Annotated in this window: 12 protein-coding genes; all 12 read right to left on the minus strand. The window is 58.8% G+C overall.

The features are described from left to right. Positions 1-15: 15 nt before the first annotated feature. Positions 16-966, minus strand: a complete 951-nt coding sequence (locus HY795_16785; protein MBI4806874.1) for a branched-chain amino acid ABC transporter permease — start codon at positions 964-966, stop codon at positions 16-18. Between the two features lie 125 nt (positions 967-1,091). Beyond that, positions 1,092-2,258 carry an ABC transporter substrate-binding protein gene (locus HY795_16790; protein ID MBI4806875.1) on the minus strand — a complete coding sequence of 389 codons (1,167 nt, stop codon included), beginning with the start codon at positions 2,256-2,258 and terminating at the stop codon, positions 1,092-1,094. Between the two features lie 173 nt (positions 2,259-2,431). Then, the gene (locus HY795_16795; protein ID MBI4806876.1) at positions 2,432-2,572 is read right to left on the minus strand and encodes a hypothetical protein; all 141 of its coding nucleotides are present in this window, start codon (positions 2,570-2,572) and stop codon (positions 2,432-2,434) included. A 15-nt stretch (positions 2,573-2,587) separates the two neighbouring features. Then, on the minus strand, positions 2,588-3,754 hold the full coding sequence (locus HY795_16800; GenBank protein MBI4806877.1) for a hypothetical protein: 1,167 nt from the start codon (positions 3,752-3,754) through the stop codon (positions 2,588-2,590). 86 nt (positions 3,755-3,840) lie between these two features. Further along, positions 3,841-4,812: a 4Fe-4S dicluster domain-containing protein gene (locus HY795_16805; GenBank protein MBI4806878.1), complete on the minus strand. Its 972-nt coding sequence runs from the start codon at positions 4,810-4,812 to the stop codon at positions 3,841-3,843. Positions 4,813-4,822: 10 nt separating this feature from the next. After that, entirely contained in the window at positions 4,823-5,671 is an 849-nt protein-coding gene (locus HY795_16810; protein ID MBI4806879.1) for a hypothetical protein, read from the minus strand. 547 nt (positions 5,672-6,218) lie between these two features. Beyond that, positions 6,219-6,629: a cytochrome c3 family protein gene (locus tag HY795_16815; GenBank protein MBI4806880.1), complete on the minus strand. Its 411-nt coding sequence runs from the start codon at positions 6,627-6,629 to the stop codon at positions 6,219-6,221. Further along, positions 6,629-7,924 carry a (Fe-S)-binding protein gene (locus tag HY795_16820; protein ID MBI4806881.1) on the minus strand — a complete coding sequence of 432 codons (1,296 nt, stop codon included), beginning with the start codon at positions 7,922-7,924 and terminating at the stop codon, positions 6,629-6,631. The genes HY795_16815 and HY795_16820 overlap by 1 nt, the downstream gene beginning before the upstream one ends. A gap of 10 nt (positions 7,925-7,934) precedes the next feature. Next, the gene (locus HY795_16825; GenBank protein MBI4806882.1) at positions 7,935-8,585 is read right to left on the minus strand and encodes a hypothetical protein; all 651 of its coding nucleotides are present in this window, start codon (positions 8,583-8,585) and stop codon (positions 7,935-7,937) included. A gap of 705 nt (positions 8,586-9,290) precedes the next feature. Next, positions 9,291-9,737, minus strand: coding sequence for an Rrf2 family transcriptional regulator (locus HY795_16830; protein MBI4806883.1), 447 nt, complete (start codon positions 9,735-9,737; stop codon positions 9,291-9,293). Between the two features lie 102 nt (positions 9,738-9,839). Continuing rightward, complete coding sequence (locus tag HY795_16835) at positions 9,840-12,782, minus strand: DEAD/DEAH box helicase (GenBank protein ID MBI4806884.1); 2,943 nt, start codon at positions 12,780-12,782, stop codon at positions 9,840-9,842. After that, positions 12,779-14,461: an SGNH/GDSL hydrolase family protein gene (locus tag HY795_16840; GenBank protein MBI4806885.1), complete on the minus strand. Its 1,683-nt coding sequence runs from the start codon at positions 14,459-14,461 to the stop codon at positions 12,779-12,781. The genes HY795_16835 and HY795_16840 overlap by 4 nt, the downstream gene beginning before the upstream one ends. Between the last annotated feature and the right edge of the window lie 2 nt (positions 14,462-14,463).

Consider the following 14,463-nt stretch of genomic DNA (forward strand, 5'->3'; position numbering starts at 1 on the left):
AGTCATCCGCCTACTTTACACCTTCTGTTCGGCATCGTTGCCCAAGAGCCCCTGTGGCCGCACCAGAAGGACCACGAACAACAATACGTACGCCACCGCCTCCTTGTATGAGGACATCTCCGGAGGCAGAAATGCTTCAGCCAAGCCGATGACCAGCCCCCCGACCACCGCTCCCGGAATGGACCCCAACCCGCCCAGCACAATCACAGCCAGGGCCTTCAACCCGTAGGCCACTCCGAAATAAGGGCCGGCAAGGCCGAAACTCACGCCTATAAGAGTCCCAGAGAGTCCTCCCAATATTCCCGAAATAAAGAACGTCCCCAGAATAAAGGAGTCCACGCTGATTCCCAGCAGGCTGGCCGTGTCAGTGTTTTCGGCCGTAGCGCGAAGGGCTTTGCCCTGCTTGGTGAAGTGGATGAACCAGACCAAGAGCGCCAGCATGCTCATGCTTACCCCGAAAAGTATGACCTGCACGCTCCTAACAGCCACAAGCTTGCCACTTACCGTGAAGATGATGGCCGGGGGCAGCGAGCCGAACACGTCGGCCGGAAAAGAATAAATCTCCGCGCCAAATAGATACTGGATGAGGTTGACCAGTATAAGCGCCACTCCAAGGCTGGACACGAGAGCAAGCAGGGCGTCCGCGCCCCGCTTGCGCAATGGCCTGAAGGCCAGCCTTTCCACCGCCATGCCGGCAAGACCGGAAAGCGCCCCGCCCACGACAAGCGCCAGGACGAAGGGCAATTTAAAGGGAAGACTTACACCGGCCAGCAATCCGTTCAAACCGAACTGTCCAACAGCCAAAGAATAGGTGAGATAGGCTCCCAGGGTGAACACAGCCCCATGGGCAAAGTTTATGATTCCCAAGATGGAAAACACCAGTGTGTAGCCCAGGGCGAACACGGCATAGACACTGCCGATGGAGAGGCCATTGAGAAGATTTTGCAGAAACCAGGCTGAAGACATAGCACCCATGCCGCAGGGTAAAACCGTTGCCAGCCTCAAAAATACGGATCTATTCCGTAAACGACGCAATCGGCCGTTGGAACAAGAACTCCAATGCAGGAGGCCAAGGCCCTCCTGCGCACATGTTATTTCGACAGTTCGAAAGCCCCGGCCTTACCGTCAGGGCTCATTTTAATGACCGAGACGTAGAACTGTTTCTGATGCACCTCTCCCTCGGCGTCGAGGCTGACCTCACCAAGAGGAGTCATGTAGGAACCCGTCCGCAGAGCCTTGTTGAGCGCGGTCCGAACGTCTGCCAGTTCCATCTCAGTGATTTTTTTACCCGACTCCTTCTCCACCTTGGCCAGGGCTTCCACCAGTATCTGCACCCCTGCAAAAGCCTGGGCTGAAAACTGCGCCGGGCCCTTTTTATAGGCCTCGGTAAACTTTGCCACGAACTCCTTGTTTACAGGAATGTCCGCCTGAGGGCTGTAAGCCTGAGCCACGAGAATGCCTTCACACAAAGAACCGCAGACAGGGAACATATTCGAGGAATTGAGCCCGTTGCCGCCTACGATCAATCCCTTGTATCCCAGCTGCCTCAGCTGCTTTACCAGGTTGCCGGAATCGGCTGCCAGTCCCGATATCACCACCAGGTCGGCGTTCGATCCGAGTACGGCCGTAACATGGGTGGTGAAGTCGGTGTCCGTGGTCTGGAACTTCTGCAGGGTGACGATCTCCAGGTTCAAGGCCTTGATGGCTTCCTGAAATACGCCGGTCTCGGACGTGGAAAAGGCGTCGTTCTGGGCGAACAGCACGGCTGTTTTCTTGATCTGCGGGTTGAGGGCCAGAGCTTTTTTCAGGGAATTCGGCGCGACCACGGTCATGGGAGCTGAGATGCGGCCAATATATTCGCCGATCTGTGGGATTCCCTTGGCGGTGTTGGAAGGGCCTATCACGGGTACCTTGGCCCGGTCGGCCAGTGGATCGGCCGCGAAAGCCTGCTGGGACAAGGTAGGGCCTATAATCGCCGTCACCTTGGCGGTAATCAGGGTTTGAAAGGCATTTATCGCGCCTGCCTCGTCACCACCGGTATCCTGGAACACGAGTTTCACCGGAGTGCCGTTCACCCCTCCCCTGGCGTTCAAATAGGCCTCGGCGATCTTGGCGCCGTTGACCTGTTCCTCGCCAAAGAGAGCAACGTTGCTGGTTGTGGCCACCGCAATGCCAAGCGGAATGGGTGCTCCCACCGGTTCCGCCATGGCTGGCGAAACGAACGCAACAAGAATCACGAACAGCAAGGCCCTGCCCATGCGCTCCTCCTCAGGTGTTCTCATTTCGAAAAATGATACGTCTTCCTAATTATCCTTCCTTGTCAAGCCGCACCGCTGCTCCGTCCTTTGATCAACGCTTATTGGAAAGGCGGATGAAAAAAGCCGCGAAACATTCGCTTCGCGGCTTTTTATTCAGTCAAAAGTAACAGGGTCTAATGATGGTTCTTTTCCTTGGGCTCTTTGCCGGTGAGGAACATCCACCAGCCCACAAACGCCCCGAGGAAGACGGCCATGAGGATATAGGCCACACCTTTGGTGTAGACCATGAAGTCGTGATAGACGTGGAATTCCATGTCCTTGCTCCTCGATTAATGGTGGTCCTTGTAGGCCGGGTGGTCCGAGAAGATGGCCATGTACTTCGAGATGAACCTGAAGCACAGGATGATCAGGGTGACCACGAACACGGACACGATGACTTCCTGGACCGAGGGGAAGTACTTCTGGTCAGGAGCCAGGTGGACGTTGAAGCCGAACCAGGACACGTTGAAACGGTTGAACACGATGCCCAGCACCGCAAGGGCCGAGGCCACCTTGATGGTGCCGGTGTTCTTCGAGCGGTAGCCCACTGCATAGAGGAAGCAGGGCAGGGCCACGAAGCCGAACATCTCGATGAGCCACATCATGCCGTACTTGCCGTCGAAGATGTACGCCCACTTGTTCTCACCGGCGATGGGAACCAGCTTCATGAAGAAGTAGCCCAGCATGATGATGGAACAGGCCTTGGCGAACATGAACAACACACCGTCGTGATCCCGGTTGTACTCGGGGCTCATGCGGCTGTGCAGGTAGTGGTGCGAGATGGTGCCCTCGAAGATGACCATGGACATGCCCGCGAACATCGAGGAGACGAAGAACTGCAGCGGCAGCTGGTAGGTATACCAGAGCGGGTGCATCTTGCCTGGCGCGATGAGGTAGAGCATGCCCAGCGAGGACTGGTGCATGGTGGAGAGCACGATGCCCATGATGGTCAGGGGGATGGTGCACTTGTGGATAATGTGGCTGATCTTCTGGAAGCCCACCCAGTCAGTGAAGTTGGGCAGCCATTCGATGGCCAGCACCGTGACGTAGAGCATGACGCACAAGCCCACCTCGAAGAGAACGGAGCTGGTGCCGGGCGACCAGAACACCGGATAAGGCAGACGCCATGGCTGGCCCACGTCGTAGAGCAGGGCGTACACGACGAAGGCGTAGCCCAGAAACGCCGTGAGAATGGCGGGTTTAACCGCGGTGCGGAAGCCCTTGATGTTGAAGATCAGCGCGGCGGCCGTGGTGGTGTAGCCACCGGCGGCCAGGGCGACACCGCAGAGCAGGTCGAAGCTGATCCAGATACCCCAGGGGTTGTTGTTGTCCAGGTTGGTAGTTCCTGCCAGACCGCCAATAAAGAAGCGGTTGACGGTGACGACCACGCCGGCCACGAAGATCGCGGAAAGGATCGGGTGTTCCTTGACGAACTTCAGGTAGGTTATGGGATTCATCAAACTCTTGATGACCCCCCAAGCCTCCGTGGGAGGCAAAATGACCGGCTGAGCGCCGTGATCGTGATGGCTCATGGTCTGCCCCCTTATTTCCCGGCCTTGGCCCGCTCTTGAGCGACGGCTTCGGCAACGGCTTGTGTTTTCTCGTCCTCAGCCTTCTTGTCCTTCCACTTGGTGATCTGCCAGATGCCGCCCAAGAGGACCGGCCAGAGGCAGGCCACCAGGGGCACCAGGCCCAAGGCGGAAGAGGTCAGCTGGGGAGCGGGGGTGGTGCCCAGGTCTTCGCGCAGGCCGATCTGGGCAAAAGGCACATTGGAGATATACATCCAGTTAGTCCCGCCCATCTCCTGCTCGCCATAGACGTGCGGCAGGTACTTGCCGGGCACCGCCTTGATGCGGCTCCAGGCTTCCTTCACCAGGTCTTCGCGTTTGCCCCAGACCAGGGCCTCCATGGGGCAGGCGGACACGCAGCCGGGCACCTTGGCCTTGCCGGCTTTAATGTGCGGGTGGCACATGTGGCACTTCTGCACGTAGGGGATCAGCTTGTCGTAGTCGTACGCCGGGACGTCCCACGGGCAGGCGACCATGCAGTAGCGGCAGCCCACGCAGACGGAGCCGTCATATGTAACCGCGCCTTCTGGGTTCTTCTTGAAGGCGTTGACGAAGCACGCCGAGGCGCAAGCAGGCTCCTTGCAGTGCATGCACTGGGCCTTCTTGAACACCGGAGTCTTGCCGCCCAGGGCCTTGGGCTCGAACTTGTTCACAACCGTGTAGGCAGTGTTGTCCGTGCGGGCCTTGGCGTTCATGCCCTTCAAGTCCTCGAACACCTTCGGATCTTTCTTGGGAAGGGTATTCCAGGGCTTGGTGACGTTTTCGGAGTTAATTTTGTTGCAACCGATCTCGCACTGGCGGCAGCCAATGCAGCGGCTGGCGTCAAAAAGGACGCCATAGGAGTTGGGATATCCCTCGAAGGAGTGCCCGCCGGCCGCGTTGGCCTTCCCAGCCAAAGCTGTGGCCGTGGCCGCGCCTGCGAGTCCCAGGAAGTGTCTGCGCTTCATAGGTACCTCGTTATTTCTTGGGCGCGTGGCAGCCCTTGCAGTCGGTGGCCTGGACGGGTTCAACGCCCATGGCCTTGTGGCACTGGATGCACTGGATATGGTACGCGGCCATCAGACCCGGACGGTTCGGCTCGTCCTTGGAGAAAGGCTTGCCGTGGCAGGTGCCGCACTTGGGCGGAGCCATGTCGGCCGGGGTGTGATGGTGGCAGCCCTGGCACAGGGTACCAGGCTGGTCATGGAAGGCCTTGGCCAAGTCGCCCTTGGCGGCGTCCTTCAGATAGTCCACATGGGCCGAGTGGTTGAAAGCAACCGGCACGTACTGCTTGGACAGCACTCCGATATCAACCGTGTCGGGCTGGGCCAGCTTGGCGGCCGGGGCCGGGGAGGCCTTCGGATCCTTGTGGCAGGTGTTGCAGGAAGCATCCTTGGGGCCTGGAGCAATGTTCTGATGGCACCCGGCGCACTGCTTCTTCTGGGTTTCCTTGTAATGGCAGCCCACGCAGGTCAGCTTGGACTGGGCGGAATGCATGGCCGTGGAAAGCTGGACGTTGCCGCCGTCAGGGGACCCCTGACTGGTATGGCAGCTCGAACAGGGTTCCTGGGAGCCGGTATGGTGGCAGGAATCGCAGTTGGACACCGCGGCTTCATGCTTTTTGTGGTTGAACACCGCCTTGGACAGAGGGCCCTGTCCCGGCTTTCCGCCGATGGCGGTACCGCTCATAATGATTTGCGGCGACTGAGCCTTGGCCTGATCCCCTATCCCCACTCCCAGTCCGGCCAGCAGCGCCGAAGCCAGGGAGAGTGACAGAGTCAAAAAACAGACCCTGGCCCATCGTGACCTGGAAACACGTTTCACCATACGCATCCCGTCCTTGCCTCTAAGGTTGAACGCCTGAAACCACGCGACCGGGGAGACCCCACCCCTCCAAGCAGCGTGGCGCTGCAATAAACAGCTGGCCTGTAACGATTTTGACCACGGGACTAGACCACATTCAAGAGATTCGTCAAGCGGTTCGTGAAAGTAGGAACATGCTTGCCCCCTAGCCCCTCGTTGGCAGTTTTCCCGCTGCACCGCAGAGGGCCTCGGCTTTGCGCTTTTCAATGCCGTCCACGCATGGGTGAATTTGAATTTTCCCCCCATGAATACCATACTATTATAGTAGCTTATCCGCACGGGCTCACGGAGAATCTCGTACCGCCTGCGGCTGCCTCCCGGAACTACGCCTGATGCTCATACGATCGGGAAGGTGTGCAACCTAGTTCATCCCCTGTTCGGTTCAACACCGCACGCCCTGCCGGAACCCGAGCTTGTGTCACTTAGGAACAAAAAGGCCCCGCCTCGGTAAGTCCTAAGACTTTCCGAAGCGGGGCGGCGGGGGTGGGGACTCCCCGGCCTTTACGGGATGCTATTTCACTTGATGGCAACCTGCGCAGGAGCGAGGGCCAAAGCTCAGCTTCTTGCTGGCAGGCATCTTTTCATGACACCCCCAGCAGTTCTTGTGGAAGGCCTGCTGCAAGCCGACCTTGCTCTTGGGCTTGGCTCCGGCGTGGCAGGCCGCGCAGGAGGTCTCGTCACCCTCTGTCCAAAGGTTCTTGCCGGGTTGCTTGGGATCATACTTGTGGTGGCAATCGGTGCATGCGTAGCCATCGGCCACATGCTTTTCGTGGGTAAAGGTCACGGCACCGCGCTGCTTGCCGCCCGCGTAGGCCTTGACGTTGTTCAAGTTCATTTTCGCATCCTGGGCCTGGCCGGTCAGCGCGAAGGCGCACAGGACAAGGGCCGCGAACACGGCGGCGAGAAGTTTTGTGCGGCGCATTACTCGTCCTCCTCTCCTTCGGGCTTCATGTGGGGCGGAAGGTCCATCAGTTCGCAGATGAGTTCCTTGAACGACATCACCTTGATACCCAGATCGTATTCCTTGTTCAGGTCGTTAATCTGGTCGGTGCAGTTGTGGCAGGGCACCAGCACGAACTTGGCGCCGGTCTTCTGGATCTGCTCGGCCTTGACCTTGCCCGCGACCATGCGAGTCTTCTTGTAGTCGGCTCCCATGGGGATGAAACCGCCGCCGCCGCAGCAACAGTGGCTCCATTCGGCGTGGGGTTCCATGGGAATGTAGTTCTCGCAGAGCATGTCCATGAGCGCCTCGCCCGCCGGCCCCAGATCGCCCGAGCGCGACAGATTGCAGGGGTGCTGGTAGGTGATGGCCTCCTTGAACTTGTGCTTGAGCTTGATGCGGCCGTCCTTCATGTAGTCGTGGAAAAGCTGCACGGCGTGGGTGACCTCCACCGGTGCCTTGCCGCCGGGCTGCTTGGTCCAGTAGGGGCCCTCGTACTTGGCGGCGCGGTAAGCGTGACCGCACTCGGTGATGCAGATCTTCTTGGCCCTGAGCTTCTGGGCCGCGTCGTACACTGACTGGGTCACCATGCCGGCAACCCTAAGGTTACCCGAGAACATGGAGAGGTTGGTGGCTTCCCAGCCGTGGCTTGGCAGGGTCCAGTTTTCACCGGCCGCATGCATGACCATGGCCGCTTCCTGAATGTCTTGCGGGTAGTACTTGGGTTCGCGGGAGTTCACCACGAACATGATCTCCGCATCTTCCTTGTCGATAGGAATTTCCAGGTCCTTCAGGCGGTCCTGACCTTCCTCCGCCATCCATTCGCAGGTCTCCACGAACTCCTCGTCCGGGATGGACATCTGGTTGCCGAACTCCTCATAGCTCTGGTCGATGGTCATCAGGCGATCCGGGCAGACCTCCTGAGTGCGCATGCACTGACGCGCCACGTTGATCATCACCGCAATCTCGATGCCGAAGGGGCAGTACTGGGAGCACCGGCGGCACATTGTGCAGCGGGCCCAAGCTATTTCCTTCATCTCCTCGAGTTGGGCGCGGGTCACGTTGCCTTTGTTCTTTATGAGTTCTCCAAGGGTCTTGCGAGCCTTGTACTGGGGCATGAACTCGGGGGCATTCTCATTGGCGAGGTAAAAGAAGCAGGATTCGGAACACAAACCGCACGAGGTGCAGGTCTTCAGCCATGCGCGCAGACGAGCGGTGTCGTTGCGCTCGATGACCGCCATGATCTCTTCGGCATTGACGGGCTTTTGATCGGACATATGGTGCCTCCTACCAGGTCTTGGTGCCGCGGCGGGCAAACTCGCTGCCGATGAAGGCGCGCGTCATGAAGAAGAGGAACACGTGGGCCAGCTTGGTGAAAGGGATGCAGATAAGCATCAAACATCCCGAGAACACATGCAAGAGGAGCATGGTGTCTGGGTCGAGCAGCATCTTATGGGCGCTCAAGTACCCCGTGAGAAACGGGAGCACAGTGATGCACCAGACAACGATATCCTTGGGCTCGGTGACAATGCGTACCTGGGGCACCACGAACCGGCGGATCAGCAGGAACAGAGCGGCGGCCAGAAACACCAGGGTCATTTTGTCCGCAACGCCGTCCGGCAGACTCGGCCAGCCGATGCCTCTGTTGAATTCGAGCGTGACCGCATGGCCGAGCGCGAAAAGCGGCACGATAATCAGGCAGATGTGGAAGGCAAAGGTCCCCAGGGTCAAACCGGGGTGCTCCCGCCAGCTCCGCGAGCCAAAGGGCATGAGCCACGCCCAGATCGAGCCGGCAGCCGCCCCGGGGTTGTAGTGGTCGTAGAAGACCTTGTCCGTCCTGCGCGACATTTTGTAGAGTGATACAATCTGCCAAAGGCTGCCGAAGACCAGGACGGCAAAGGCTATCCATACCAATGGACCGTTCACGAATGCGTACATGGCGTCTCCTTTAGAAGTGATGGTCCCACGTCACCTGCCGGACGCCACTCGGCAGCCGGCCGCCAACAAGCCTCCGCCCGATCCCGGGCGGCTTAGTCACGTCTTCGATGAGTTTAGGAGCGAGGTCCCGGCAAGCAAGAGAAAGCCCTTGCCGCAGGCGGAAACGATCACGCAGGCCGTTCACGCAGCAGCTTTGGCGCTTGCGCAAGGCCGCGTAGCAAAACCATAAGTCCGACCGGTTCTGGAATCGGCACAGACTTACGCCCCCACCCCTCTCATCATCCACATCAGCAAACTTTTCACAAAGTGCTCGTCGCCGATGCACACACCCTGAGCAGTGGAAAAGCCGGGTTGTAAACGATTTGCGTCTACTCAACACCGGACAACGCATAGTCTTTTTAACTCAGGTATATGCGAACTAAACCTACCGGGTACAACTGTCAAGCGTGTACTTCTCTACCATTTGGGGCTGATTGCCGCAGTGATTCTGCATGAGAATATACCAAAACAGGAGGAATTAACCTGCCACTACAGTGCCTCAGCTAGGCTTGTGATGGAATTAACAAGAAAGACATCACCTTTCCAAACGGGCTTGACAGGAGCTCCTCCTTTTAAGGACGAGCTCCTGTTTTCACGGAAATGATGAATCAATGATTGGAAAAGGCAGGCGGGAAGAAAAAACTGGGAAGACCGGCTCTCTCGAACCTACTCGGGTTTGCCGTTCTCGCAGGCACCCATGGGGCCATCGCTGGAGTTCTTGAGGAGCTCCTCCAAGGTCATGGAGTCGAGGCGCTCGAGCAAAGCCTTGCTCACTTCCTGCCAGAGCTTGCTGGTTGCACAGGTTTTGAGCCTGGGGCAGCTGGTCCGCTCGGTCCAGCAAGTGACGAGGTTCAAATCTCCTTCCAGGGCCCGTACGATTTCGCCCATGGAGATATCCGCAGGAGGCTTGGCCAGCAGATGCCCGCCCTTGGACCCGCGCATGCTGCGGATAAGACCGGCTTTCTTGAGAATCCTGGACAACTTTTCCAGATACTTAACCGAAATACCCTGGCGCTGGGCAATCTCGCTGACCCGTACAGGGCCGTTTCCGCCGTTCTCGGCTAGGTCCAGGAGCATTCGGGTGCCATAGCGGCTTCGGGTGGTCAACTTCATCGGACGTGTCCTTCTTCTCTGCCGGTGCTGAGCTGCTTTCGATGGGCGAAATGTTTCAAAACCTTAGCTGGAGTCTAACGCGCTGACAAGTCGTATAAATTCCTAAAACCATGTCACAGGACAGCGAACTATCTTCTGGGCCTTGTTGCGGTACAAAAGATACCCGTTTTCGCGCCCGAAGAGATAGATATCGCGGGTAAGAGCCACGTCCGTCGTGCAGTAGCGGGTGATCTCGTCCAGTTTTCCCTGCTTCCACCACTCCAGGGCCTTGAGCCCGTCTGCTGTTTTAGACGCTCCCAGGGTGGCCGCGCCAAGAGTGTCCAAGGAGATCCGCACACCGATGCGGCTCTTTATGTGCTCAAGCATGTCCAGGGTGGGCAGTGAGCCGAAGTCGACATTCGAGTAGCCGCGCAACACCTCGTAATCGAACCGTTTGCAGTTGAACCCCACTACGAGGTCCGCTTTTTCAAGCGACTGTATCAGCTCCCCTACGCGCTCCTCCGTAAAGACCAGGAAATCGTCCAGCGCGGAGTCGTAGACCACGCCCACCGAAAGACGCATTTTGCTTGCGTTGTGCCAGCCGCCTACTTCCTGGGCGGAAAGCTGGGTTTCCAGGTCGAACACGGCGAACCGTCCTGGAGGATGCGACGCTTGGGATTGCGGCACCGAACCGTTGAATACGTCTGAAGTGCCATCCGTTCCCTGTCTGTCATGAGCTTCGCCCAGGGTAAAACCTGGGTCGTTAACCCCGCCAACAGTCTCCACAACAAAAGGTTCCGTGGATTCTGGAACTCCCCTAAGGATGGACTCCGCCACGAACTGGGCGGCGACCTTGTCGATCGGCCGGTTGCCTGAGCCGCATTTGGGGGAATGCACGCAGGAAGGGCAGCCGTTCTCGCAGGAGCAGCCGGTCATAACGGACAGCGTCCGCTCGAGCAGTTCCCCGGCCCGGGCATAGGCCTGACGGGTCAGGCCCACTCCACCGGGCACACCGTCGTATATGAACACCGCCGCTCTTCCAAGCTGCGGGTGCAACGGGGTGGAGATGCCGCCAAGGTCGTTGCGGTCGGTCATGACCAGCAGCGGGAGGATGCCTATGGAGGCGTGCTCCATGGCGTGAATGCCGCCCATGAAATGAAACAGGCGTCTCTCAGCCTCCTCCTGCACCTCTCTGGGTATTTCGTACCACAACCCTTCAGTTTCAAATGTCAGGGGCGGCAGGTCCAGGGGCACAATGTTCAAAATTTGGCCGCCACGGGTTTTGCGTCTCTCATATCCGGTGATGGTCTCAGTTACCTTGAGCCGCCCGAAGCCAACACGGGCCCCGAAGACCACTCCCTGATCCTTCACGCTGAGTATTTCCGTGGTCTTCTGGCCTCTTGTGCGGGTGTAATAATCGACTTGTTTGGGCACCACCTTGGCCAGGCGCTCAGCCAGAGACAACTCCTCGACCAGGTAACTGACGCCACGATGCAGATAGATGGCACCCGGGTGGGTTTCACGAAACGCCCTGTGCTCGTCCATGAACCCGATGGAAATCCCGCCGGAAGCCTCGATATGGTAGCGTCCGCCCGAGCCGCGCAGATCAACGTCCCGGTGCGGGGATTTCCGCCCGGCATGGATGCGCTCGCCCTTGGCGTCCAACAAAAGCTTCCCAACAACCAGGAGTTTCTCCACCTCGCAACGCGCCGCCTCCGAAGCCAGGTACGGCTCACCGGGACGCAGGGCGTATTCGGCCGCCGCGCATTCCAGATGCCTGGCCATGATGGCCGGATTGTTCGGGTTGACCACGGCATCCTCGGGCGGCCGGTCGAAGAAGTCCTCAGGATGGCGCATGAAGTACTGGTCCAAGGCGTCTTCACCCGCAACCAGGATCATGGCCGACTCGCGCATGCTGCGCCCCACGCGGCCTCCGCGCTGCCAGGTGGACATCACCGTGCCGGGGTATCCGGCCAGTATGCACAGGTCGAGGCCCCCGATATCGATGCCCAGTTCCAGGGCCGAGGTGGAAATGACTGCCAACAGCTCCCCCGAGGCCATTTTTGCTTCGATGTCGCGGCGTTCCTCAGGCAGAAACCCGGATCGGTAGGCGCTGATGCGCGGGGCCATGGGGCCGGCCTTTTCCGCTGCCCACAGGGCGATGAGTTCGGTCATCTTGCGGGACTGGGCATAGACGATGGTGCGAAGCCCTCGGGCCAACGCAGCTTTGAGGAGCATTATGGCCGTGTGCGCCGCCCCTTGAATCGGATTCACGAAGAGGAAGTGGCGTTTGCCGGAAGGCGCGCCGGATTCGGAGACCACCTCCACAGGAAGGTCCGTGAGAGCCCGGGCCAGCTCTCCAGGATTTCCTATGGTGGCCGAACAGAAAAGATGTGTCGGGCGAGTCCCAAAGCGTTCACACACCCGGTTCAACCGACGGAACACGTGGGCCATGTGCGAGCCCATCACTCCCCGGTAGGTGTGCACCTCGTCCACAACCACATGGGTGAGCCCGGCCAGGAACGTGGCCCAGGTTTCCTGATGGGGCAGAATGGAAAGGTGGAGCATCTCAGGATTGGTGATCAGTACATTCGGAGGGTTCTGGCGCAGCTTCTTGCGGAAATGCGGGGTGGTGTCACCGTCGTACACCGCCACCGTTGGCCTGGCCGAGGCAGGCAACAAGGACGTCAGCTCATTAAAAGCCCGCAACTGGTCCTGGGCAAGAGCTTTAAGAGGAAAGAGAAACAGGGCCCGGCTAGCCGGATCGGCGATGATCTGCTCCAAGACGGGCAGGGTGTAGGTCAGTGTCTTGCCGGACGCGGTTGGCGTGGCAGCCACCACGTGGCGCCCGGCCCGGGCAAGGGAGTGGCAGCGCGCCTGATGGCTGTAGAGGCGTTCGATCCCGCGTGCGGCCAGCATCTCCTGCACCGCCCTGGACAGTGGTCTTACAGGATCAGCATATTCGGCTTCGCGAGCAGGGATGAGGCGATGGTGGCAAATGCAGTTCTTGAGGCGCTCCGAGGCCTTCAGCGCCGAGACGTATTCGGCGATGTCGAGTGTGTTCATCGCCCCGCCGGAAATCCGGTGACCATCATGCGCCGCTCCCGCTTTTGCCCGTCCATGCGTTCGGTGCAGAGCCTACTCGTACCGGACATGCGCACGAGTATTCTGAAGGAGGTAGGGGCAATGTCCTTAAACGGCAGGTCGAGGAGAAAGTATGATTCGTACGTTCCCTGTCGTTGCGATCCCGTGCTGGCCTTGCAAAGAAGAGGCTGCCAGACTTTGCCATCAAGGGAAAAATATGCCTCGAGCTTCGAGCGACGGGCTGGATCCTCCCCAGCATACCCTGGCAAGCGCAACTCCACGGAAGAGAGGGGCTCGGGGGCAACAAACGAGAACTCCGCCTCACCTTCCCCAGCGGCCTCATCCTCAAGCTTAACGGCGTTGATGGGGAAGGAGCCTTCTTTTTCTACGGTCAGACCGGACACACGCTCCAGCCTGCCAATCAGCCGAGCGCCCGGAGCCAGGGTGAAAATCGCCTGAGGATCTGCCAGGACCTCCGCCTCCAAGGGGCCTGCGAAGCTTGACATGCGAGGTCTCGGAGCCACTCGCAAAAGGCTTTTTTTCTCAGATGATTCGGCCAAGACCAAACTGTCCGCCACAGCGCGAGCGATGAGCTGGTTACCATATGGGGAGCAGTGGCCATCGCGGGGAACCAAGTAGGGATGGACACCGGTCAAGAACCGGGCGGTCCTGAAGGATGCGAGCATGTCCACAGCCGGAATGCCAAGTCTTTCCAGGGCAGGAGACAGGACTTGGTTCACTGTGTAGGCCCTGCCCTCAACCTGCACTAGGTCCGGCACACACAAAAAGAGCATGTCCGCACCGAAATGGCGGGTCATGTCCCTGAAGCCCTTTAGAGCCTCCAGATAGGCTTCCCAGGCAGGCGCGGCCGGACCTGAAGGATCACCGCCCGCGATGCGTTCATGGGAGCCGAAAAAATCGACCGTTTCTTTGGAGGCCTTGAATCTGTATGGATCGAGTCCTGGATTGAATCTCGCGGTTTCCCTCGCGCTCCGGCTGACAGGCTGGGTGAATTGGGTGGTTTTGGTGAAGGCGAGGCGAACACTGACGGCCAATTGATACAACCTTGAACCGGAGAGTAGCTTAGAAATCCCACTCCGCCTGGAATAGGTGGGATCGTTGGAAAACATCTCGCGGATGACTACCTCGCGACAGATATCCTGGAGGTCGTTGAGGAAGAACTGCAGCACTACCACGTCTGGGTTCAGAGCCGCTCCCTTCTGGAGGAAGTAATCCATTTCGTCGAGGATGCCGAACATGGGCACCCCGGCGTTAACGATCTCGATAGAGCGCCCTGGAAAGCGGCGGCCGAGTTCCTGGCGGAGAAGTTCGGGGTAGGTGTCTTCGTCATCCACGCCGTACCCGAAGGTGAAGGAGTCGCCGACACACAGCACGCGCAGGGTTCCTTCCGGCTTTTTTGCAGTAAAAGGTACAAGCCCTCGCGTGCCCTGTTGAGTAGCGGTGATACGGTAGAGCAGTTGCGGATAGAGGCTATCCGTGATTCGCATTCCCGGCTCCAGGTCTCCGTGCACACCGGCGTAGTACCTGGGTAGGAAAAAACTGTTTGGAACAAAGTCGAAAAAGCGCAGGCCGAACTCGATCACAAAAAAAAGTCCTGCCACTGTCGCCAGAAGGTAGAACGCGAACCAAACCTTGCGCATGC

The organism is Desulfovibrio sp., from assembly GCA_016208105.1.
Classification (GTDB): Bacteria; Desulfobacterota; Desulfovibrionia; order Desulfovibrionales; family Desulfovibrionaceae; genus Fundidesulfovibrio.

Coding starts and splice junctions, on each gene's coding strand:
- HY795_16785 (MBI4806874.1), bottom strand. CDS start 966: ATGTCTTCAGCCTGGTTTCTGCAAAATCTTCTCAATGGCCTCTCCATC.
- HY795_16800 (MBI4806877.1), bottom strand. CDS start 3,754: ATGAATCCCATAACCTACCTGAAGTTCGTCAAGGAACACCCGATCCTT.
- HY795_16820 (MBI4806881.1), bottom strand. CDS start 7,924: ATGTCCGATCAAAAGCCCGTCAATGCCGAAGAGATCATGGCGGTCATC.
- HY795_16825 (MBI4806882.1), bottom strand. CDS start 8,585: ATGTACGCATTCGTGAACGGTCCATTGGTATGGATAGCCTTTGCCGTC.
- HY795_16805 (MBI4806878.1), bottom strand. CDS start 4,812: ATGAAGCGCAGACACTTCCTGGGACTCGCAGGCGCGGCCACGGCCACA.
- HY795_16830 (MBI4806883.1), bottom strand. CDS start 9,737: ATGAAGTTGACCACCCGAAGCCGCTATGGCACCCGAATGCTCCTGGAC.
- HY795_16840 (MBI4806885.1), bottom strand. CDS start 14,461: ATGCGCAAGGTTTGGTTCGCGTTCTACCTTCTGGCGACAGTGGCAGGA.
- HY795_16815 (MBI4806880.1), bottom strand. CDS start 6,629: ATGCGCCGCACAAAACTTCTCGCCGCCGTGTTCGCGGCCCTTGTCCTG.
- HY795_16795 (MBI4806876.1), bottom strand. CDS start 2,572: ATGGAATTCCACGTCTATCACGACTTCATGGTCTACACCAAAGGTGTG.
- HY795_16790 (MBI4806875.1), bottom strand. CDS start 2,258: ATGGGCAGGGCCTTGCTGTTCGTGATTCTTGTTGCGTTCGTTTCGCCA.
- HY795_16810 (MBI4806879.1), bottom strand. CDS start 5,671: ATGGTGAAACGTGTTTCCAGGTCACGATGGGCCAGGGTCTGTTTTTTG.
- HY795_16835 (MBI4806884.1), bottom strand. CDS start 12,782: ATGAACACACTCGACATCGCCGAATACGTCTCGGCGCTGAAGGCCTCG.